The sequence below is a fragment of the Luteibacter sp. genome, from assembly GCF_036499525.1.
Classification (GTDB): Bacteria; Pseudomonadota; Gammaproteobacteria; order Xanthomonadales; family Rhodanobacteraceae; genus Luteibacter.
Genome location: NZ_DASYDO010000051.1, coordinates 1 through 20,202 on the forward strand (window position 1 = coordinate 1; position 20,202 = coordinate 20,202).

At 65.7% G+C, this 20,202-nt stretch carries 18 protein-coding genes and 1 tRNA gene; 16 read left to right on the plus strand and 3 right to left on the minus strand.

Features of this window, described 5'->3' with window-relative positions:
* Nucleotides 1–56: 56 nt before the first annotated feature.
* Nucleotides 57–132: transfer RNA gene (locus VGM71_RS09560), tRNA-Ala, on the minus strand.
* 116 nt (nt 133–248) lie between these two features.
* Between VGM71_RS09560 and VGM71_RS09565 the strand changes: the two genes are divergently transcribed.
* The 5 genes from VGM71_RS09565 to VGM71_RS09585 all read left to right on the plus strand — a co-directional run bounded on the left by VGM71_RS09565 (nt 249) and on the right by VGM71_RS09585 (nt 5,376).
* Nucleotides 249–2,009, plus strand: a complete 1,761-nt coding sequence (locus tag VGM71_RS09565; RefSeq protein ID WP_331544449.1) for a cation:proton antiporter — start codon at nt 249–251, stop codon at nt 2,007–2,009.
* A 162-nt stretch (nt 2,010–2,171) separates the two neighbouring features.
* Complete coding sequence (locus VGM71_RS09570) at nt 2,172–2,948, plus strand: FKBP-type peptidyl-prolyl cis-trans isomerase (protein WP_331544451.1); 777 nt, start codon at nt 2,172–2,174, stop codon at nt 2,946–2,948.
* Nucleotides 2,949–3,075: 127 nt separating this feature from the next.
* Nucleotides 3,076–4,425 carry a UDP-glucose/GDP-mannose dehydrogenase family protein gene (locus VGM71_RS09575; protein WP_331544453.1) on the plus strand — a complete coding sequence of 450 codons (1,350 nt, stop codon included), beginning with the start codon at nt 3,076–3,078 and terminating at the stop codon, nt 4,423–4,425.
* Entirely contained in the window at nt 4,418–4,630 is a 213-nt protein-coding gene (locus VGM71_RS09580; RefSeq protein WP_331544455.1) for a SlyX family protein, read from the plus strand. The genes VGM71_RS09575 and VGM71_RS09580 overlap by 8 nt, the downstream gene beginning before the upstream one ends.
* A 23-nt stretch (nt 4,631–4,653) precedes the next feature.
* On the plus strand, nt 4,654–5,376 hold the full coding sequence (locus VGM71_RS09585) for a DUF2058 family protein (protein ID WP_331544457.1): 723 nt from the start codon (nt 4,654–4,656) through the stop codon (nt 5,374–5,376).
* Nucleotides 5,377–5,488: 112 nt separating this feature from the next.
* Here VGM71_RS09585 and VGM71_RS09590 read toward each other — a convergent pair whose 3' ends face one another.
* Nucleotides 5,489–7,546 carry a 3-hydroxyacyl-CoA dehydrogenase NAD-binding domain-containing protein gene (locus VGM71_RS09590; protein ID WP_331544459.1) on the minus strand — a complete coding sequence of 686 codons (2,058 nt, stop codon included), beginning with the start codon at nt 7,544–7,546 and terminating at the stop codon, nt 5,489–5,491.
* 159 nt (nt 7,547–7,705) lie between these two features.
* On the opposite strand from VGM71_RS09590, the gene VGM71_RS09595 reads away from it, so the two are divergent.
* The 11 genes from VGM71_RS09595 (at nt 7,706) to recO (ending at nt 19,370) form a co-directional block, all read left to right on the plus strand.
* Entirely contained in the window at nt 7,706–8,182 is a 477-nt protein-coding gene (locus tag VGM71_RS09595; protein ID WP_331544461.1) for a hypothetical protein, read from the plus strand.
* 4 nt (nt 8,183–8,186) lie between these two features.
* The gene (locus tag VGM71_RS09600; RefSeq protein WP_331544463.1) at nt 8,187–10,718 is read left to right on the plus strand and encodes a bifunctional diguanylate cyclase/phosphodiesterase; all 2,532 of its coding nucleotides are present in this window, start codon (nt 8,187–8,189) and stop codon (nt 10,716–10,718) included.
* A 127-nt stretch (nt 10,719–10,845) separates the two neighbouring features.
* Nucleotides 10,846–11,442 carry an RNA polymerase sigma factor RpoE gene (gene rpoE, locus VGM71_RS09605; RefSeq protein ID WP_331544496.1) on the plus strand — a complete coding sequence of 199 codons (597 nt, stop codon included), beginning with the start codon at nt 10,846–10,848 and terminating at the stop codon, nt 11,440–11,442.
* Nucleotides 11,439–12,083: a sigma-E factor negative regulatory protein gene (locus tag VGM71_RS09610; RefSeq protein WP_331544465.1), complete on the plus strand. Its 645-nt coding sequence runs from the start codon at nt 11,439–11,441 to the stop codon at nt 12,081–12,083. Before rpoE ends, VGM71_RS09610 begins: the two co-directional genes overlap by 4 nt.
* Nucleotides 12,084–12,199: 116 nt before the next feature.
* Complete coding sequence (locus VGM71_RS09615; RefSeq protein WP_331544467.1) at nt 12,200–13,621, plus strand: DegQ family serine endoprotease; 1,422 nt, start codon at nt 12,200–12,202, stop codon at nt 13,619–13,621.
* Between the two features lie 128 nt (nt 13,622–13,749).
* Nucleotides 13,750–15,540, plus strand: coding sequence for a translation elongation factor 4 (lepA, locus tag VGM71_RS09620; RefSeq protein ID WP_331544469.1), 1,791 nt, complete (start codon nt 13,750–13,752; stop codon nt 15,538–15,540).
* 98 nt (nt 15,541–15,638) lie between these two features.
* Nucleotides 15,639–16,541, plus strand: a complete 903-nt coding sequence (lepB, locus tag VGM71_RS09625; RefSeq protein WP_331544471.1) for a signal peptidase I — start codon at nt 15,639–15,641, stop codon at nt 16,539–16,541.
* 139 nt (nt 16,542–16,680) lie between these two features.
* A complete protein-coding gene (locus VGM71_RS09630) occupies nt 16,681–17,058 on the plus strand; it encodes a DUF4845 domain-containing protein (protein ID WP_331544473.1) in 378 nt (125 codons plus the stop codon).
* 9 nt (nt 17,059–17,067) lie between these two features.
* Nucleotides 17,068–17,721, plus strand: a complete 654-nt coding sequence (rnc, locus tag VGM71_RS09635; RefSeq protein WP_331544475.1) for a ribonuclease III — start codon at nt 17,068–17,070, stop codon at nt 17,719–17,721.
* Nucleotides 17,718–18,656 (plus strand): GTPase Era, encoded by a 939-nt coding sequence (era, locus tag VGM71_RS09640; RefSeq protein WP_331544477.1) that lies wholly within the window; start codon nt 17,718–17,720, stop codon nt 18,654–18,656. Before rnc ends, era begins: the two co-directional genes overlap by 4 nt.
* Before the next feature lie 21 nt (nt 18,657–18,677).
* Nucleotides 18,678–19,370, plus strand: a complete 693-nt coding sequence (recO, locus tag VGM71_RS09645) for a DNA repair protein RecO (RefSeq protein WP_331544479.1) — start codon at nt 18,678–18,680, stop codon at nt 19,368–19,370.
* Between the two features lie 108 nt (nt 19,371–19,478).
* Here recO and VGM71_RS09650 read toward each other — a convergent pair whose 3' ends face one another.
* Nucleotides 19,479–20,180: a response regulator gene (locus VGM71_RS09650; protein ID WP_331544481.1), complete on the minus strand. Its 702-nt coding sequence runs from the start codon at nt 20,178–20,180 to the stop codon at nt 19,479–19,481.
* Nucleotides 20,181–20,202: the final 22 nt, after the last annotated feature.

Here is a 20,202-nt window from a genome sequence, read left to right on the forward strand (position 1 = left end):
GCCACCGTGAAAGGGTGATGTCCTAGGCCTCTAGACGATGGGGACGTACTAGAAGTTGGTGGAGCCAGCCGGGATCGAACCGGCGACCTCCTGCATGCCATGCAGGCGCTCTCCCAGCTGAGCTATGGCCCCCTGCTGGAAGCCGCAAAGATTACGTCCGGGGCAGGATTCCGTCAAGCGTTCATTACACTTTTCTTGAATTTATTTTCGAAGGGGTAACCTGTTCCCACGCACTCACCGGGAAAGGCATGCACGGCATCGTTTTCATCCAGGACCTGGCTACCGTGATGCTCGTGGCCGGGCTTACCACGGTGCTTTTCCAGCGCCTCAGGCAGCCTGTCGTGCTCGGCTATATCATCGCGGGCCTGGTCGTCGGACCGCATACGTTGCCGGTCATCTTCATCCACGACGAGGAAACGATCCGCACGCTGTCGGAGCTGGGCATGATCCTGCTCCTGTTCGCGCTGGGCCTGGAGTTCAGCCTGAAGAAGCTGCGCGCGGTAGGCGGCGCGGCACTTGTCGCGGCTTTTGCCGAGATCGTGCTGATGGTGTGGATCGGGTACGAGATCGGCCGGTTCTTCGGTTGGTCGGCGATGGATTCGCTGTTCCTCGGCGCGATGCTTTCCATTTCGTCCACCACCATCATCATGAAAGCGCTCGAGGACCTCGGCCTCAAGCGCGAGCGTTTCGCGCAGCTGATGTTCGGCATCCTCATCGTGGAGGACGTGCTGGCGATCGTGCTGATGGCGTTGCTCACGGGTATCGCGGGAACGGGCGGTGTCGAGGCAGGCGAGGCGCTGGCGGCGGTGGGCCGGCTCGGCTTGTTCATGGCGGTGTCGCTGGTGGTCGGCCTGCTGCTCGTGCCGCGCGTGGTCGACTACATCGCCCGGGTGAGCCGCAACGACGTACTCCTGGTTGCGGTCCTCGGCATCTGCTTCGGTTTCTGCCTCCTGGTCACCGAAATGGGCTATAGCGTGGCCCTGGGCGCCTTCATGATCGGTGCCATCGTGGCCGAATCGGAAAGCGTGGCGCGGATCGAGCGCATCGTGACGCCGGTGCGCGACATGTTCAGCGCGGTGTTCTTCGTCGCCATCGGCATGCTGATCGATCCGGGCCTGCTGCTCGAATACGCATGGCCGATCACCGTCGTCACCGTGGCAGTGGTGCTGGGCAAGGTCATCACCTGCAGCTTCGGCAGTTTCGTCGCCGGAAACGACGGACGCACGTCGTTGCGCGTAGGCATGGGCCTGGCCCAGATCGGCGAGTTCTCGTTCGTCATCGCCTCGCTCGGGCTCACCCTCAAGGTCACCAGCGGATTCCTCTATCCCGTGGCCGTGGCGGTTTCCGCGATCACTACCTTCCTCACGCCCTACCTGATCCGCTCATCCGATCCGCTGGCCCGGTTCCTCGGGTGCGCGCTGCCGAACCGCGTCACCGGTGTCTTCGGCGCCTATACGGAGTGGATGGGCAACCTGGGCCTGCAAGGGCAGGGCGCCATCGTGATGAAGATGATCCGCCGGCTGGTCTGGCACGTGATCATCAACACGGCGCTGGTGGTCGCGGTCTTCATCATCGCGGCCTTCGCCTATCGCCGCGGCTTCCTCCACCTGGACCTGCTGAGCGACGACCCCATCGTGCGCCGCAGCCTGGCCTGGTCCGCGGCCGCGCTGCTTTCCCTGCCCATGATCGTGGCGACGTACCGGAAGGCCGGGGCCCTGGGGATGCTCCTCGCGGAGCTGTCGATCCCGGACCGCTTCGGGACGCGTACCTATCGGATCCGTGCTGTCCTGGGCCGGATCATTCCGTTGGTGGCCATGGCGGTCATGGGCCTGCTGGTGGCGGCCCTGGCCTCCACCATCCTGCCGCCCCGGGAAGTGGCGCTGGTGCTGGTGCTGGTGGGCGTGGGTCTTGCCTGGCTGCTTTGGCGTGTGCTGGTCCAGGTGCACGCGCGCCTCCAGGCGGCCATCCGCGACACCCTCGAAAAGCCGGGCCAGGACCGCCCTGAGTGACATGGTCGACACGTCATGAAATATCCCTGAACTTTTCATGTGAAAGTCTGTCTCTCGCCCCGTCATTGCAAGCTGGGCGCGAACCACCGCACAATGGCGTTTCTGCCTCCACAAGGAGGTGTACCGGCGGCCTCGCCGAATCTTTCCAAGAGGGAGTATCGAATGAAGCACTTTTTGCGTCCCACGATGACGGCCGTCGCCCTGGCGGTTGCGCTGGGTACGGCCGCGGGCGCATCCGCCCAGGCCGCCAAGCCGGCTGCCTCCGCGGCACCCGTCGACAAGCAGAAGGCAAGCTATGTCGTCGGTTGGGATCTTGCCAGCTCGCTTCCGCCGCTCGTGGCGAAGGAAGTGGATGCCGCTACGGTAGCCAAGGCCCTGCAGGCTGCGCTCTCGGGCCAGAAGCCGACCATGTCGGAAGCCGAAGCCAAGTCGGTTCGCGAAGCGTTCGTTGCCCAGCTGAAGGTCAAGGCCGAAGCCGAGTACAACAAGGTCGCCACGCAGAACAAGCAGGAAGGCGATGCTTTCCTCGCCAAGAACAAGAGCGCCGCCGGCGTGAAGGTCACCTCGTCGGGCCTTCAGTACCAGGTCGTCCAGGCCGGTACCGGCCAGCGTCCGGGTCCTAACGACACGGTCACCATCAACTACACCGGCACCTTCGTGAACGGCGAGAAGTTCGACTCCTCGGCCGACCACCAGCCGGCCGGCCCGGCGAAGATTCCTCTCGCCGCGGTGATCCCGGGCTTCCGCGAAGGCCTGCAGCTGATGCAGACGGGCGGCAAGTACAAGCTGTTCATCCCGTCCAGCATCGCCTACGGTGCCAAGCCGGAAAACGGTTTCCCGCCGAATGCGACGATCATCTTCGACGTCGAACTGCTGAAGACCGAAGCGACCCCGGCCGGCAAGGCCCCGGCGGCCGCTCCGGCGGGTGGCGGCAAGTAAGCCCCAGCGACATGCGTCAGCAAAGGGCGCGGAGCGATCCGCGCCCTTTTTTGTTTATTTGCTCCGGCTCTCCTCCGGACTACAATTGCCCGTTACGACGACTGAAGTCGAAAGCTCCGGGAGCTGTATGAAAGTCACGATCTTTGGCACCGGCTACGTCGGCCTTGTTACGGGCGCCTGCCTCGCCGAGATGGGCAACCACATCGTCTGCGTCGACGTGGACGCGCGAAAGGTGGAGCGGCTGAAGGGCGGCGACATTCCCATCTTCGAGCCCGGTCTGGAACCGATGGTGGCGCGCAACCACACGGAGGGCCGCCTGGTCTTCACCACCGATGCCGAGCCTGCCATCGAACACGGTGACATCGTGTTCATCGCCGTGGGTACACCGCCCGACGAGGACGGAAGCGCCGATCTGCAATACGTGCTGGCCGTGGCGAAGACCATCGGCGACCACATAGACCGCTACACCCTCGTGGTGAACAAATCGACCGTCCCCGTCGGCACGGCCGATCGCGTACGCGCTGCCGTGGCCGAGCGCCTGAAGGCGCGTGGCGTGGATGTGCCTTTCGACGTCGTTTCCAACCCCGAATTCCTGAAGGAAGGCGATGCGGTGGAAGACTGCCTGCGTCCCGACCGCATCATCGTCGGCGCGTCGAGCCAGAAGGCCATCGGTGTGCTGCGCAAGCTCTATGCGCCGTTCAACCGCAACCACGACCGCATGGTGGTGATGGACGAGCGTTCTGCCGAGCTGACCAAATACGCCGCGAATGCCATGCTCGCGACGAAGATCAGCTTCATGAATGAGATAGCGAACATCGCCGAGCACGTCGGTGCAGACGTGGAACTGGTGCGACAGGGCATCGGCGCCGATCCGCGAATCGGCTATCACTTCATTTATCCCGGTGCCGGCTATGGCGGTTCCTGTTTTCCGAAGGACGTGCAGGCACTTGCGCGCACGGCGCACTCGGTCGGCTACGACGCGCACCTGCTCGATGCCGTGGAAAGGGTGAACGACGGGCAGAAGTCGCGCCTGTTCGCACTGCTCTCCAGACACTTCGACGGAAAGCTCAAGGGTCGCACCGTGGCGGTATGGGGCCTCGCGTTCAAGCCGAACACCGACGACATGCGCGAGGCATCGAGCCGCCGCCTCATGGAGCAACTGTGGGATGCCGGCGCCAAGGTGCGTGCCTTCGATCCCGAAGCCGCGGACGAAACGCGACGCATCTACGGCGAGCGCGACGACCTCGCGCTCGTGGAGCGCCCCTACGAGGCACTCGAGGGTGCCGACGCGCTGGTCATCGTCACCGAGTGGAAGGCCTTCCGCAGTCCCGACTTCGCCCGCATCAAATCGCTGTTGGGCGAGCCGGCGATCTTCGACGGGCGCAACCTTTACGATCCCGCCGTCGTCGAGGAGGCCGGTATCGCCTATTACGGTATCGGTCGCGGCCGTAGCCTCAGCGGGCGCGAACATGGCTGAGATCGAAGAACGCCTGACGGAACTCGAAGTACGCCTCGCCTTCGTCGACGACACCGTCAATGGTCTTTCGTCGGCGGATGCGGAAATCGCGCGCCGTCTGGACCTGCTGGAACGGGCCTTGCGCGACCTGCGCTCGGACCTGGTGAACATGCGAGCGGGCCTCGGTAGCGATCCTGCGAACGAACCCCCGCCGCCGCATTACTGAGCATCGAACGAGCCTTACCGATCATGGCAGACTCCCTGCGCGACCAGTTGTTGAAGAGTGGCCTCGTGAAAGAAATTCGCGAGGAAAAAAGGACGTCCATGCCGCCCCAGCGCCCGGGCGGTAATGTTTCGGTCAGCGGCCAGCCCTATGCCGGCAACCGGCCGAAGCAGGGCGGGAAGCCGCAGGGCGGCGGCAGGCCGAACCCCGGCGGAAAACCGCAAAGCGGTGGCAGGCCAGGCCAAGGCGGCCGTCCGCAGCAAGGTGCCGGCAGGCCAGCCCAAGGTGGGCCGTCGCAGCAAGGCGGCCCAGCCGGGGCCGGTCGTCCTGCACGCAAGGAAGGTGAGATCGATCTCGCCAAGGCTTATGCCATCCGTGCACAGAAGGAAGCCACGGAACGGAAGCAAGCCGAAGCCGAGGCTGCCGAGCAGGCGCGTCTGCGCAAGGAGAAGAAGCGTAAGGTGGAGGAGCTGCTGAAAGGCAAGTCGCTGAACCGCGCCGACGCCGACCAGGTGCGGCACTTCCCGTATGGCGAGAAGATCCGCCGCGTCCACGTGGATGCGATCCAGCTCGCCGCGTTGAACGCGGGCGAACTAGGCGTCGTGCAGCAGGGCGGGCGCTACCTCGTCGTCGGCAAGTCGGTGATCGAGGAACTGCGCGGCGTCGCGCCGGAGTTCATCGCGCTGCTGGTCGATCCGAACGCCACAAACGAATCGGACGACGGCGTGCCCGACGACCTGATGTGGTGATGCGATACCCGTAGGAGCGCGCCTGCGCGCGACATGTTTTCGTACCGGACTTCACCCTGGCGCGCCAGCTCCAGGTCACGGCCTTAAAACATGTCGCGCGCAGGGCGCGCTCCTACGCCGCCGGGGCCGAAAGCTCCGGGTTCTCCCAACCTTCCTTCCTCGCGAACCGCGCCCCATGCGCCTGCTCCAGCTTCGACAGGCGATCGCGCACCACGGCGAGGCCTTCGCTGCGCACGTACTGGATAGGACCACCGCGGAACGGAGCGAAACCCGTGCCGAAGATGACGCCGGCATCGAGCAGGTCGGCATCGTCCACCACGTTCTCGGCGAGGCAGGCGATGGCCTCGTTGATCATCGGCAGGATCATCCGGTCCTGGATGTCCGCCGGCGGCACGTAATCGGGATCCACTTCCGGTTTGTCCGGCTTGCCGTCCTTCCAGACGTACAGGCCTTCGCCATCCTTCTTGCCGCGCTTGTTCGCCGCGAGTTTTTCCTCAAGCCCCTGCGGCACCTCAAGGCCAAGGAAGGGCGCGAGTTCGCGGCCTACCGAAGCGCAGACGTCGAGCCCAACCGTGTCGGCCAGTTCGATCGGGCCCATCGGCATGCCGAACTTCTTCGCCTCGCGATCAAGCACCGGCCCCGGCACGCCCTCGTTGTAAAGGCGCATCGCTTCCATGAGGTACGGCATGAGGATGCGGTTGACGAGGAAACCGGGCGTGCCCTTCACCGGTACCGGCAGCTTGCCGATAGCCTTGCAGAACGCTAGCGCGCGCTTCTCGACAGCGGGATCCAGCGCGTCATGGCGCACGACTTCCACCAGCGGCATCTGTGCCACGGGATTGAAGAAGTGAAGGCCGAGGAACCGCTGCGGCGCCCTCAGTCCCTGGCGAAGCTCGTCCAGTGGAATGGATGAGGTATTGCTCGCCAGGATCTCGTCGGCCTGGAACTGTGGTTCGATCGCGGCGTAGAGCGCGTGCTTCGCCTCGGGATTCTCGAAGATGGCCTCGATGGCGAGATCGGCAACGGCGACGCCGCTACCCTCGATATCGATCCGGAGGCGGCCCATGGCGGCCTCGACCTTCGCGGGTGCCTTCAGTTTTTTCTCGAAGAGGCCGCGAGCGCGCGCGATGGCGGGCTCGACGAAGCGAGCCTCGCGATCTTGCAGTGTCACCTGGAAACCTTTCAGGGCGGACCATGCGGCGATGTCCCCGCCCATGGTGCCGGCACCCACGACGTGCACGTGCGAGATGCCGTGGTCGACGCCGCCGCCAAGTCCCTTCAGGCGTTCCCGCAAGAAGAATATGCGAATGAGGTTGCGCGCCGTCGGCGTCGTGGCGAGCCTTGCCACCGACTTTGCCTCCAGCTTCAACCGTTGCTGTATGTTGCCACCGCCGCGTGCCCAGGTGTCGATGAGGGCGAACGGGGCCGGATAGTGTTCCTTGCGTACCTTGGCCGCGGTCTGCTTGCGTACGATCGGGGCGAGCACGGCGCGGGCGAGCAGGGTATTCGTGGCCCAGCCTTTCGCCCGCTGTGCGAACGGACGTTGCACCGGACGGCGGGCGAGTTCGCGCGCCTCGGCGAGGAGTTCGTCGGGGCGGGCAAGGCGGTCGACGAGGCCCGCGGCCTTCGCCCTGCGGGCGTTGAACGGCTTGCCCGTGAGCATCGCGGGCAGGGCGTCCGGTGCGCCGATCAGGCGAGGCAGGCGGGCACTGCCGCCCCAGCCCGGATGGATGCCCAGCATCACTTCCGGAAGGCCGATCTTCGTCGCATCGTCGTCGGCGGCGATGCGCTGGCGGCATGCCAGCGCCAGTTCGGTACCGCCGCCCATGCAGGCGCCATGGATGGCGGCCACGGTCGGGCAGGGCAGACGGGCGAGGTTTTCGAAAACGCGCTGGCCGTTCTCGATGTTCTCGAGCACCGTGCCGGTCTGTGCGTATTCCACGAACTCCCGGATATCGGCACCCACCGCGAACCCCATGGGCTTGGCCGAATGGATGACGACCCCGCGCGGGGCCTCGATCGCGAGCCGCTCGACGAGGGTGTCCAGTTCGTCGAGCACGTCGCGGGACAGCGCGTTGGCGCTGGCGCCCTCGCGGTCGAGGGTGAGGACGACGATGCCGTCGTCGCCCTCGCTGGTCTTCCAGTGCTTGAATCGAAGTCCTTCGAACATGGCGGATCGTGCGGTGGCGAATAAGCGCATCACCATACCTTTCCCCCGGGACGAATGCGAGATACCCGCCCGTACGGTCGCCGGGGTCGCAGCCGCACGGCTGGCGCAACGGCAGGCATTGGGCGGATACTTCGCGCCCGCCAGGCCGCCGAACGCCACATGGATTCCAACGTAGGAAACGATATCTTCGACCGCATCCTGTCGGCCTCGGGCCCGCTGGTGGCGCTGAAGACGAGCGATACCGGGCTGTTGGTGGAGCAGTTTCGCCTGGTGGCGCGCCGCACCGGCCAGGCCGTCTACCTGTGGCGCCACGCCGAGGGCCTGGTGAGCCTGCGCGATGCGCAGATGCGCGTACCGGGCTGCCTGCGCCTCGGCGACGCACTGCGCTATATCCTGCAGAGCCTGCACTTCGGCGTTTATCTCCTCGACATGCCCGCGGGGGCGCCAAGCGCGACCGATGGTGCACTTTTACGGCAACTTTCGCGCACCCAGACCGGGCATGTCCGCCGGGTGGTGCTCATCGGGGCGAGCCCCAGCCTTCTGGCCACGTTCGAGAGCGACGTCGTGCGGGTGGATGCCGACTGGCAGGCGCGGTCGGCTGCACCGCGGCTCCGCGACGGCCGCTGGGTCGTCTGACCCGATGGCGGCCACGATCGAGCCAAACGGCGTACTCATCTTCACGGCGCGACGCGACGTGCGCCGCGCCGTCTTCGACGCGCTGGACCTTGACGGCGATTTCGTCCTGCTGACCGCGCGCGATGCCGCGCAACTGGCATCGTTGCTGGAGGACGCGCCGCCGTTGCACGTGGTGGTGGTCGGCGCGGACGGCAGCGCCGATACGGCGCAGGGGCTGCGCATCCTGCGCGGCTCGCCCAGGTACGCCGCGCTACCCATGGTCTACGTGGTGGACGACACACCGGGCGTGGCGCCGGAAGGCGCTCTCGACTGGCTGCGTGCGGGGGCAATCGCCGCCGAACTGGCACAGCGCGTTCGTGCCGCGCTCCAGGTTCCCGCCGTGCCGGTGCAGCACACACCGCCGCGCAGCGACTGGCGCTTCGCTTTCGACGCGGGCGCGGCCTGGGTCGTCGCCTCGACGCCGGACGGATGCATCCTGGACAGCGGCGCCGCCATGAACCGGCTCTGGACCGGCAACGGCCCCATCCAGGGACGCCTGCTTTCCGAGGTGTTCGTCATGGCGAACCGGTCGGGGTGGCCGGTGCCCGACGGGGATGCCATGGCCTGCACCCTCCGGCGCCCCGACGGTAGCGAGATCGGCGGCGAAGTGGACGTCCGCCACATCGTCGACCATGGCGTGCACCGCATCGCGGTGGGCTTCCGCGATCTGCGCACGGTCGATATCGCCGGGCGCGCGCTTTCCCTGCTCGCCGTGCTCGATGCCTGTCCCAGCGACGACGACGGCATGAGCGAGGCCGCGGCCCTGCTTGCCGACGCACTCGAGCTCGACGTGGTGGCCGTGTGGTCCGCGCTGCCGGAAAGCGAACGCGGGCCCGAGGTGCTGGCGCGGATATGGAACGGACCCGCACCCGTCGAATGGCCCGACGCCGGCGACCTGCCGCTGTTGAAGATATGCCTGAGCGGCGAGCCGCTCGTGCGCCTTGGCGATGACGGCGACGCGCCCCTGGCCGATCCCCTCATCGAGGCGCTCGGCCTGCGCTCCTATGTGCTGCTTCCGCTGCTGGACGAACGGCGCAGCGTGATCGGTGCCGTGCTGGCTGGCCGTTGCCGTCCGTCGAATGACGCTCGCGTGCTCGCGCCCGCACTTCGCGCGGCAACGGCGAGGTTCGCTTCGGCGCTCGAACTGCGCCGTGCCCGCGAACAAGGCCGTGCCCGCGGACTCGTCGACACGCTCACCGGACTGCCCAACCGGCTGCTTTTCAACGACCGTCTCGACACCACCATCCGCGAAGCCGAACGCACCGGCGAATGCTTCGCCACGCTGCTGATCGACCTGGATCGTTTCAAGGGCATCAACGAGACACTCGGCCACGCGGTCGGCGACCAGGTGCTGACTTCGGTGGCGAAGCAGCTGCGCGCCAGCGTGCGTGCCTCGGATACCGTCGCGCGGTACGCCGGCGACGAATTCACCCTGATCCTGCGACACATCATCAAACGCGACGACGTGCTGCGCATCGCCGAGAAAATCGTGCAGGCGATGGAACTCCCGCTGTCGCTGGACGACGGCTCCGAACTCCAGGCCACTATCTCCATCGGCATCTCGTTCTTCCCCGACGATGCCGTCGACGGCGAACTGCTGCTGCGCCATGCCGACGAAGCCATGTACGGCGCGAAGAGCCTTGGCCGCAACAATTACCAGATTTACGCGGCCAACGTGGACGCCGCGCAACAGCAGCAGGCCGAACTGAAGGTGCGCCTGCGTCATGCGGTGCGCAACGACGAACTGCGCGTGTTCTACCAGCCGCAGGTAGAGGCGACCAGCGAGGACATCGTCGGGATGGAGGCGCTGGTGCGCTGGGAACATCCCGAGCTGGGCATGATCAGCCCTGGCTTCTTCATTCCGCTGGCGGAGGCCAGTGGCCTCATCGTGCCGATCGGCGAATGGGTGCTACGCACCGCCTGCGCCCAGGCCAAGGCCTGGGAGGACCGGTACGGGCTCGGCCTCCGCCTCGGCGTAAACCTCTCCGCGGTACAACTGATGCAGACCAATCTCGCCGCCGTCGTCGCGAACGCGTTGCGCGATACGGAACTGGATCCCGGCCAACTCGAACTCGAGGTTACCGAGAGCATCAGCGTAAAGACCGTGCCGCATCTCGTGGAAACGCTGGATGCGCTGCATGCCATGGGTTGCCGGATCGCCATCGACGATTTCGGCACGGGTGCGGCCTCGCTGGATTACCTGCGCCGGTTGCCGGCCGACCGCATCAAGATCGACCAGAGTTTCGTGCGCAACATCGGCGTGGATCCCGACGACGAGGCCATCGTCCGTGCCACCATCGACATGGCCCATCGCCTCAAGCGTGGCGTGGTGGCTGAAGGCGTGGAGATCGAGCAACATCTTCATTTCCTCCGCGCGAACGGCTGCGACGAACTGCAGGGCTATCTGTTCTGCCGGCCCCTGCCCACCGTCACTTTCGAGAAACTGCTGGGTGAGCGCGAACGCCTGGTGACCGAAGGGCACGCCGTCCCGGCTTGAGGTTCGCCGGCTTGCCCCGCATATTTTCGAAGAGGAATCCGGCAAGGCGCGAGTGAACTTGCGCCGCGCCGACTTGTCTCAGCTGCGCCCGCGACTGGCCCCCATAGAGTTTGAGGAGACGGCCCGGATGGGCGAAAACGAACTGGATCAAGCACTTGTCGAGCGCGTGCAGCAAGGGGATCGCCGCGCGTTCGACCTGCTTGTCCGCAAATACCAGCACAAGGTGATAGCGCTGATCTCGCGCTACGTGCACGATCGCACCGAGTGCGAGGACATCGCCCAGGAAGCCTTCGTGCGCGCCTGGCGTGCCCTGGGTGCATTCCGCGGCGAAAGCGCCTTCTATACCTGGCTGTACAAGATCGCGGTCAACACGGCCAAGAACCACCTGGTGGCGATGGGACGCCGCCCGCCCACGGGCGACATCGACATCGAGGACGCCGTTTATGTGCCCGGGGCCACCCGTATGCACGAGAGTGCCACCCCTGAGCGTGAAATGATGCGTGAACAGGTGGAACAAACGGTGTTTTCCACTGTCCAAGCCCTGCCTGAGGAACTTCGGGTCGCGATTACCCTGCGCGAGGTGGAAGGCAAGAGCTACGAGGATATTGCCACCATCATGGACTGCCCCATCGGTACTGTCCGTTCGCGTATTTTCAGGGCTCGCGAAGCCATCGACCAGAAACTGCGGCCGCTGTTGTCCGACCGCGAGGACCACAACCCATGAGCGAAGCCAATCGGGAAATTCTCTCCGCCGGCATGGACGGTGAGTTGTCACGGGAGGAAATCCGCTTCCTGCTGCGCCGGCTCGAAGCCGACCCGCTCCTCGCCGATACCTGGGCGCGGTTCCACGTGGCCCGCGACGGCCTGCGCCGTGAATGCATGCCACAGGTCTCCGCGGATTTTGCCAGCCGGGTCATGGCCGCCATCGAGGCCGAGCCGGCCGCGGCAGGGCAACCTCGTCGCCGATGGCTGCACTGGTCGGCCGGTGGCGCCATCGCCGCCAGTGTCGCGGTAGCCGCCCTGATGCTTTCCCAGCCCACGGGTAACCGCTCCTCCGCACCCGACGTGGCCCAGCACGCCGAGTTGGCAGGCGACGCACAGGTGGCCAGCGTACCGGCCACGCAGACGGCCGCGCCGGTCGCGCCGCAGTGGCTCAGCGGCAACATGGCTTCCCGCTTTACCCAGAAGGCGGCGTTCGACAGCTCGAACGATGCCGGTGCCGCGGCCTACCTGCCGCGCTCCACCCCGTACCAGATTCACCGCGCCCGGGCCGCCTCGGCTTCGGAAGGCAACGGTTACATGCTGCTGATCCGTCCCGACGGCAGTCGCTATGTGCAGCCGGTGGCCGCGCCGCAGGCTCGCTGAGCCGCGGCTTGTGCCCGCGCGCCGCTCATCCCGGCGCGCCTTCCCCTGGTTTTGTAACGATCCGTGCGGTGTCATCCGCACGGGCAGCCGTGGTTAGGTAAAAAAGGAGGAAATCGATGGCTCTCTGGCATGTACGCGCACTACTCGTTGGTGCCCTGGTCCTGACGGGCTCAGGCGCACAGGCGCAAACCCTGCCGGACTTTACCGGCGTCGTGGAGAAATACGCTCCCGCCGTGGTCCACGTGGAAGCGAAAACGACGGGCACGGCCCGCAAGGCACGCAGCGGACCGGGCGACATGCCCGACGACCAGGAAGAACTGCTACGGCGCTTCTTCGGCATGCCCGGCATGCCCATGCAGCCACGCGAGCGTACCTCACTCGGTTCGGGCTTCATCATCTCGGCCGACGGTTACATCCTCACCAACGACCACGTCGTCGACGATGCCGACGAGGTCAAGATCCGCCTGCAGGACCGCCGCACCTTTACCGCGAAGGTCGTCGGCAAGGATCCGCAGTACGACATCGCCTTGCTCAAGATCGACGGCAAGTCGCTGCCTACCGTGGCCATCGGCGATTCGCGCACGGTCAAGCGAGGCCAGTGGGCGCTGGCGATCGGTTCGCCGTTCGGCCTGGACGCCACGGTCACCCACGGCATCATCAGCGCGGTGGGTCGCAACCTCGGTAGTGGCGACCAGCCGTATACCTCCTTCATCCAGACCGACGTGCCCATCAACCGCGGCAATTCCGGCGGTCCGCTTTTCAACCTGCAAGGCCAGGTGATCGGCGTGAATTCACAGATCTACTCCACCTCCGGTGGTTACCAGGGCTTGTCCTTCTCCATTCCCATCGACGTGGCGATGAACGTCGTGCAGCAGATCAAGGACAAGGGCTACGTCTCGCGCGGCATGCTCGGCGTGACGGTGCAGCCGGTGGACCAGTTCGTGAAGAACCTCGACCTGCCGGACGCGAGCGGTGCCCTGGTGGCCCAGGTCACCCCGGGTAGCGGTGCCGACAAGGCCGGCCTGAGGCAGGGCGACGTCATCCTTTCCTTCAACGGCACGCCGATCACCCAGGCCCCCGACCTGCCGCCGCTGGTGGGCATCACGAAGCCCGGTTCCACGGCCAGGGTGGAGATCCTTCGCGACCACAAGAAGCAGACCGTTGACGTCAAGGTAGGCGAGCTGCCGCGCGACAAGAACGCGCTGGCGTCGGCCGGCGGGGACAACGACAGCGGCGTCAGCGGGTCGGCCACCGCGCTGGGCCTGTCCGTGCAGGACATCGACGCGTCGGCCCGTTCCGAACTGGGCCTCAAGCCGGGGGAGGGTGTCGTCGTCAGCCGGATCACCGGCAGCGCGGCGGCCAGCTCTGGCCTGCGCTCGGGCGACGTCATCCTGATGATCAACCAGAAGCGGGTCGGCAGCGCCGCCGCCTTCCGCGCCGCGACGAAGGGCATCAAGCCCGGCGACACCGCCATGCTGCTCGTCCGCCGCGACGATTCAACCTCGTTCGTCGGCGTCACCGTGCCCAGCGAGCGCTGAGCCACGGGCCCGGCCGTCGCTCGGCGGCGGTCGGCCTTCCATGCGATAATGCGGGATTCGCGCCGGCCAAAAGGGCCGGCGCGCCTCGTTCGCGCCGCGAGCGATGGCGAACGTAACCACGGCGCTCCATGGAACTCATCCGCAACTTCTCCATCATTGCCCATATCGACCACGGCAAGTCGACCCTGGCCGACCGCATCATCCAGTTGTGCGGAGGATTGACCGAGCGCGAAATGGAAGCGCAGGTGCTGGACAACAATCCGATCGAACGCGAGCGCGGCATCACCATCAAGGCGCAGTCCGTGTCGTTGCCGTACAAGGCGCGCGACGGCAAGACCTACCAGCTGAACTTCATCGATACCCCGGGCCACGTCGACTTCTCCTATGAGGTCAGCCGTTCGCTGTCCGCGTGCGAGGGCGCGCTGCTCGTCGTGGATGCCGCGCAGGGTGTCGAGGCGCAGTCCGTCGCCAACTGTTATACGGCGCTCGAGCAGGGTCTCGAGGTTATCCCGGTCCTCAACAAGATCGACCTGCCCACGGCCGACATCGAGAAAGCCAAGGCCGAAATAGAAGCCGTGATCGGCCTGGACGCCAGCGACGCCATTCCCGTCAGCGCCAAGACCGGCGAGAACGTGATCGAAGTGCTGGAAGCGATCATCCATCGCATCCCGCCGCCGAAGCCGCGCGGCACGGACAAGCTCCAGGCATTGATCATCGACTCGTGGTTCGACAATTACCTCGGCGTGGTGTCGCTCGTGCGCGTGATGCAGGGCGAGATCCGCCCCGGCGACAAGATCCTGGTCATGTCCACCGGCCGCACGCACCTGGTCGACGATGTGGGCGTGTTTACCCCTAAGCGGAAGAAGCTCGAGCGCCTCGCCGCAGGCGAGGTGGGTTGGATCAACGCGTCGATCAAGGACGTGCACGGCGCGCCGGTGGGCGACACGCTCACCCACGCCGGCAAGCCCGCGGACGAACCGCTGCCGGGCTTCCAGACGATGCAGCCGCGCGTGTTCGCGGGCCTGTTCCCGGTATCCGCCGACGATTACCCGGCCCTGCGCGAAGCGCTCGACAAGTTGCGCCTCAACGACGCCGCCATGTTCTTCGAGCCGGAAAGCTCCGAAGCCATGGGTTTCGGTTTCCGCTGCGGCTTCCTTGGCATGCTGCACATGGAGATCGTGCAGGAGCGCCTTGAACGCGAATACGACCTCAACCTCATCACGACCGCGCCGACGGTCGTCTACGAGGTGGCCAAGACCGACGGTACCGTCCTCGCCATGGACAATCCGGCCAAGCTGCCCCCGCCGCAGCAGATCGTCGAGATTCGCGAGCCGATCATCGTAGCCACCATCCTCACGCCGGGCGACTACGTTGGCAACGTCATCAAGCTGTGCGAGGAAAAGCGTGGCGTGCAGCGTTCTATCCAGTACCTGGCCACCCAGGTGCAGGTGACTTACGAACTGCCGCTGGCCGAGGTCGTGCTCGACTTCTTCGACCGCCTGAAATCGGTGTCCCGCGGCTATGCCTCGATGGACTACCACCTCGAGCGGTTCGACGCGGGTCCCTTCGTTCGGGTGGACATCCTTATCAACGGCGACCGCGTGGACGCACTGAGCCTGATCGTGCACCGCTCGCACGCCGAGCGCCGGGGACGGGAACTTGTGGATCGGATGAAGGATCTGATCCCGCGGCAGCAGTTCGACGTGGCCATCCAGGCCGCGGTCGGCGCCGCCGTCATCGCGCGTTCCACCGTGAAGGCCCTGCGCAAGAACGTACTGGCGAAATGCTACGGCGGCGACGTCTCGCGCAAGAAGAAGCTGCTGGAAAAACAGAAGGAAGGCAAGAAGCGCATGAAGCAGGTCGGCAGCGTGGAGATTCCACAGGAAGCATTCCTGGCCGTGCTGAAGGTCGATAAGTGACCACTGCCCCGGCGGCATGACGTTTCACCTATGGAACCCCGGCGCCGGATGCGTCGGAATGGGCCTTACGGCCCCTCGATACGACTAACGGAGTTGGCATGGCGGCATTCGATTTTTCGGCGATCCTCCTCGGCCTCACGGTCCTTTTCGGACTGGTGTGGCTGTTCGATCGCCTGTTCCTGGTGAAGGCGCGTCGCGCCCGGGCGGAGGCGTCCGGCGCGGAGCAGCCCGAGCCCTGGCCGGTAGACTGGGCGCGATCCCTTTTTCCGGTGATCCTGGTGGTGCTGATCCTGCGTTCGTTCGTGGCCGAGCCCTTCCGGATTCCCTCCGGCTCGATGATGCCCACCCTGGACGTCGGCGATTTCATCCTGGTCAACAAGTTCACCTATGGCCTGCGCATGCCGGCCTTCAACAACAAGCTGGTAGCGAATGGCGAGCCACGCCGCGGCGATGTGGTCGTCTTCCGCTTCCCCGGTTATCAATGCAAGGACGAAAACGGCCAGATCGTCCGCAGCGGCGACCTGACCTGCCAGGATCCACACGCACCGGTGGCCAGCGAGAACTGGATCAAGCGCGTGATCGGCCTGCCGGGCGACCGTATCGAAACCCGCGGCAGCGAGTTGTACATCAACGGCGAGCGCGTGGGAGCCGACGAGATCGGTCCCTTCAAGGGCAGCATGACCCGGCCGGAAGACCGCCTGCTGATGACCTTCGGTTCGAAGCTGTACACCGAGCACCTGGGCAGCATCAATCACACGATCGCGCTCACGCCGGCCTACAACATGCCGCAGGACATCCCCAACGCGGTGGTGCCCTCGGAAGTGCCGAAGGGCTGCTACATCGTGATGGGCGACAATCGCATGAACAGCACCGACAGCCGTTGGTGGGGCTGCATGCCGGAGAAAAACCTCGTCGGCAAGGCTTTCTTCGTCTGGTTGGCCTGGCGGGGTCCGGGCAACGGCTGGTTCGATTTCCCGAAGATGGGCAAGGTCATCCATTGACCGAACGGTGGCCTCCGTCACGCCGCAAGGCGTTGCGGAAGCCTCCGGACAAGGTAATCTCCGCTGCGGGGCGCGTGGGCGCCCCGTACGCATTCAACGTCTTGAACAGGGGGAGCCGCCACGGCGGCGGGAATCGACCATGAAATCCAGGCAATCGGGCATTACCCTCATCGGTTTCGTCATCGTGCTGCTGGTGCTCGGCTTCTTCGCCTTCATGGCCATGAAGCTGGTGCCGTCCTATATCGAGTACTTCGGCGTGAAGAAGGCCATGAGCCAGATCGCCACCAGTGGGTCGGCCACCCGGGACCTCGACAGCATCCGCCGCGACCTGATCTTCAAGATGGGTTTCCAGTACGTGGACGACGCTACCATCCAGCCCAAGGACATCACCATGGATCGCGCCAACAACGGCGCCGTGTTGCATGTCGAGTACGACAAACAGATTCCCTTCATCTACAACATCGACTTCCTCCTGCATTTCGAAAATTCGGTGCAGCTGGGGAATGCGTCCACCTGACAAGCGATCGTGCAGTTCCCTCATTCCTTCCGCAATCCCGACCTCGCGAACCTGGCGCTGACCCATCGAAGCGCCGGGAAACCGAACAACGAGCGCCTGGAGTTCCTCGGGGACGCCCTGTTGGGCGCCACGGTGGCGGAACTGCTGTACGAGGCCCATCCGAACGCCAGCGAAGGCGAGCTCTCGCGGCTGCGCGCACAGCTGGTCAATGGCCAGGCGCTGGCCGTGATCGCCCGTGAACTGGAACTGGGCGATGTGCTGAAACTCGGTCCCGGCGAACTGAAAAGCGGGGGCTTCCGCCGGGATTCCATCCTCGCCGACGCCTTCGAAGCCCTCGTGGCCGCCGTCTACCTGGATGACGGCTATGATGCCTGTCGCCAGGTCGTGCGCAGGTTGTTCACGCCGCGCGTGGCAGAAATCAAGCGCTCCAGCAAGGATGCGAAAACCCGCCTGCAGGAATGGCTACAGGGCAGGGGCATGGCGCTGCCCGTCTACGAACTCACAGGCAGCTATGGCGACGACCATGCCAAGGTCTTCGACGTCAGCTGTTCCATCGACGAGCCCGAACCGATCCGCGTCGAAGGACGCGCCGGCAGCAGGCGCGCCGCCGAGCAGGATGCTGCCGAAGCGATCCTTCGCCGCCTGCTGGAAGAAAAGAAATGAACGACAACGACATCGATAGCACCGAAGAAGACACCCTCGTCGACGACGATTTCCGCTGCGGCTACGTCGCGCTGGCCGGCCGTCCCAACGTGGGTAAATCCACCCTGTTGAACGCCCTCATCGGCGTACGCCTCAGTATCGTCAGCCACCGTCCACAGACCACGCGTCATCGCATCCTGGGCATTTCCAGCAAGCCCCAGGGCCAGATCCTCTACGTCGACACGCCGGGCCTCCATCGTGGCGGCAAGCGGGCGATGAACCGCAGCCTCAACCGTGCCGCGCGTGCCGCGATCACCGAGGTGAACCTCGCCGTGCAGGTGATCGAGGCCGGGCGCTGGACCGACGAAGACAAGACCATGTACGCCGCGCTTGCGGAGCAGCCGGACATGCCGAAGCTGCTGGCGATCAACAAGGTCGACCTGCAGAAGGACAAGACGGCGATGCTTCCCTTCGTCGCCGACCTGATGCAGCAGCATCCGTTCGACGACGTGTACTACGTGAGCGCGCTGAAGTCGAAGGGCCTTTCCGGTCTTGAGAAGGGCATCCTTAAGCGCCTGCCGGTGCAGCCTGCGATCTACGGCGAGGACGAGATCACCGATCGCAGCGAGCGCTTCCTCGCGGCGGAGATGGTCCGCGAGCAGCTGATGCTGCGGCTCGACCAGGAATTGCCGTACGCCACCACCGTGGAGATCGAGGGCTTCGAGGACCGCCCCGACGGCGTGGCCGAGATCCACGCCGTGATCTGGGTGGAGCGCGACGGCCAGAAGGCCATCGTCATCGGCAACGCCGGGGCGCAGCTCAAGGCCATCGGAACCTCGGCGCGCCGGCAGATGGAGAACCTGTTCGAACGCAAGGTTTTCCTCAAGCTATGGGTGAAGGTCCGCGAGGGCTGGGCCGACGACGAGAACCTGCTCAAGCGTTTCGGTTACGAATAAGCTTTCCGAGCGCCGCCAGCGATGCGCGTCGAACAACAGCCTGCCTTCATCCTGCACGCCCGGCCGTACCGGGAGACCTCGCTGCTCATCGAATGCCTGACCCGCGACCACGGCCGTATCGGCGTGGTCGCGCGCGGGGTGCGCACGGAACGGGCGCGGCTGCAACGTGCGCAACTGGAACCATTCCAGCGGGTCGAACTCGACCTGATGATGAGGGGCGAACTGGCGACGCTGCGCGGGGCCGAGCCCTCCGGTGCGGTATTGCGCCTTGCCGGCGATGCCGGTCTCGCGGGGCTCTATCTCAACGAGTTGGTGGTCAGGCTCACCGGGCGGCAGGATCCCAATCCCGGGTTGTTCGGGATTTACGAACGCACCCTGCAGCGGATGTCCGCTGGCCAGCCGCTCGCCTGGACCTTGCGCCGGTTCGAGCGCGACATGCTGGATTCACTGGGCTACGCGTTGCAACTGGACGCCGGTGCGCTCGACGGCGAGCCGCTCGATGCCGCCGCCGCCTATTTCTACGATCCCGAATCCGGTGCCATGCCCGGTCGCGCGGGCGACCCACGCGCGATCCGCGGGGCCGACCTGCTTGCGCTGGCGGAGGACCGCTCGCCCGACACGGCCGGCCTCGCGTCGCTACGCCGCATGATGCGGCAGGTGATCGCGTTCCACCTCGGTGGTGGCGAACTGCGGGCCTGGCGGGTGCTTCGCTAGCTCGTGTAGGAGCGGGCCCTGCGCGCGACATCTCTTCGCGGCAGTCCGCATGTTTGCGCGCCAGCCCCAGGCCACGGCCTCAAAACATGTCGCGCGCAGGGCGCGCTCCTACAGCGCCGACAGGGTTGCTTCCAGCTCGGCACGGAAGCGTGCCAGGGCATCGGGCACCGCCATGCGCGTTTCGCGAATGTGGCCTTGCATCACCTTCGCCTGCGCGCCCAGGCGCACCGCCCCGCAGAAGCCGCAGGCGGAGCGCAGTCGATGCAGGCGCTCCACGAGCTCCGCCGGGTCGGTTGCCAGGGTGTCAAGTGCGCCTGAGAGTTCGACGAGCTCCGCCCGAAGGAGCTGACGCAAGGCCTGCATCGTGGCCGGGTCGCCGGCGGCCATAAGTCCGGCCTCGTCGTCGAGGATCCGAAAACCCTCGTCGATGCCCAGCGTGGCGGCGAGCGCGTCCACCAGGGAAGCGACGCGGCACGGCTTTTCGATCACGCCGGCGAAGCCGGCCTTCAGTAATTCCGTACGCAGGCTCGCCGGCACCTCGGCGCTCGTGGCCAGCGCCGTTGCCGCATGCGAGGCGGAACCGGCGTCCCGGCGAAGTGCGGACAGCACCTCGATCGCACCGGCACGCGGCATCCGGCAATCCAGGAGCAGGGCGTCGAAACGCGTGGTACGCGCTGTTTCCAGCGCTTCCGCCCCGTCATGGGCCAGCGTGACCGTATAACCGTGGCCGGCCAGCGCGCCCGCGAGGAATTGCCGTGTGGAAGGGTCGTCGTCGGCGACGAGCAGCCGCCGTTTGGTGTCCTGCGACATAGTAACGTTCCGTGTCGTTCAT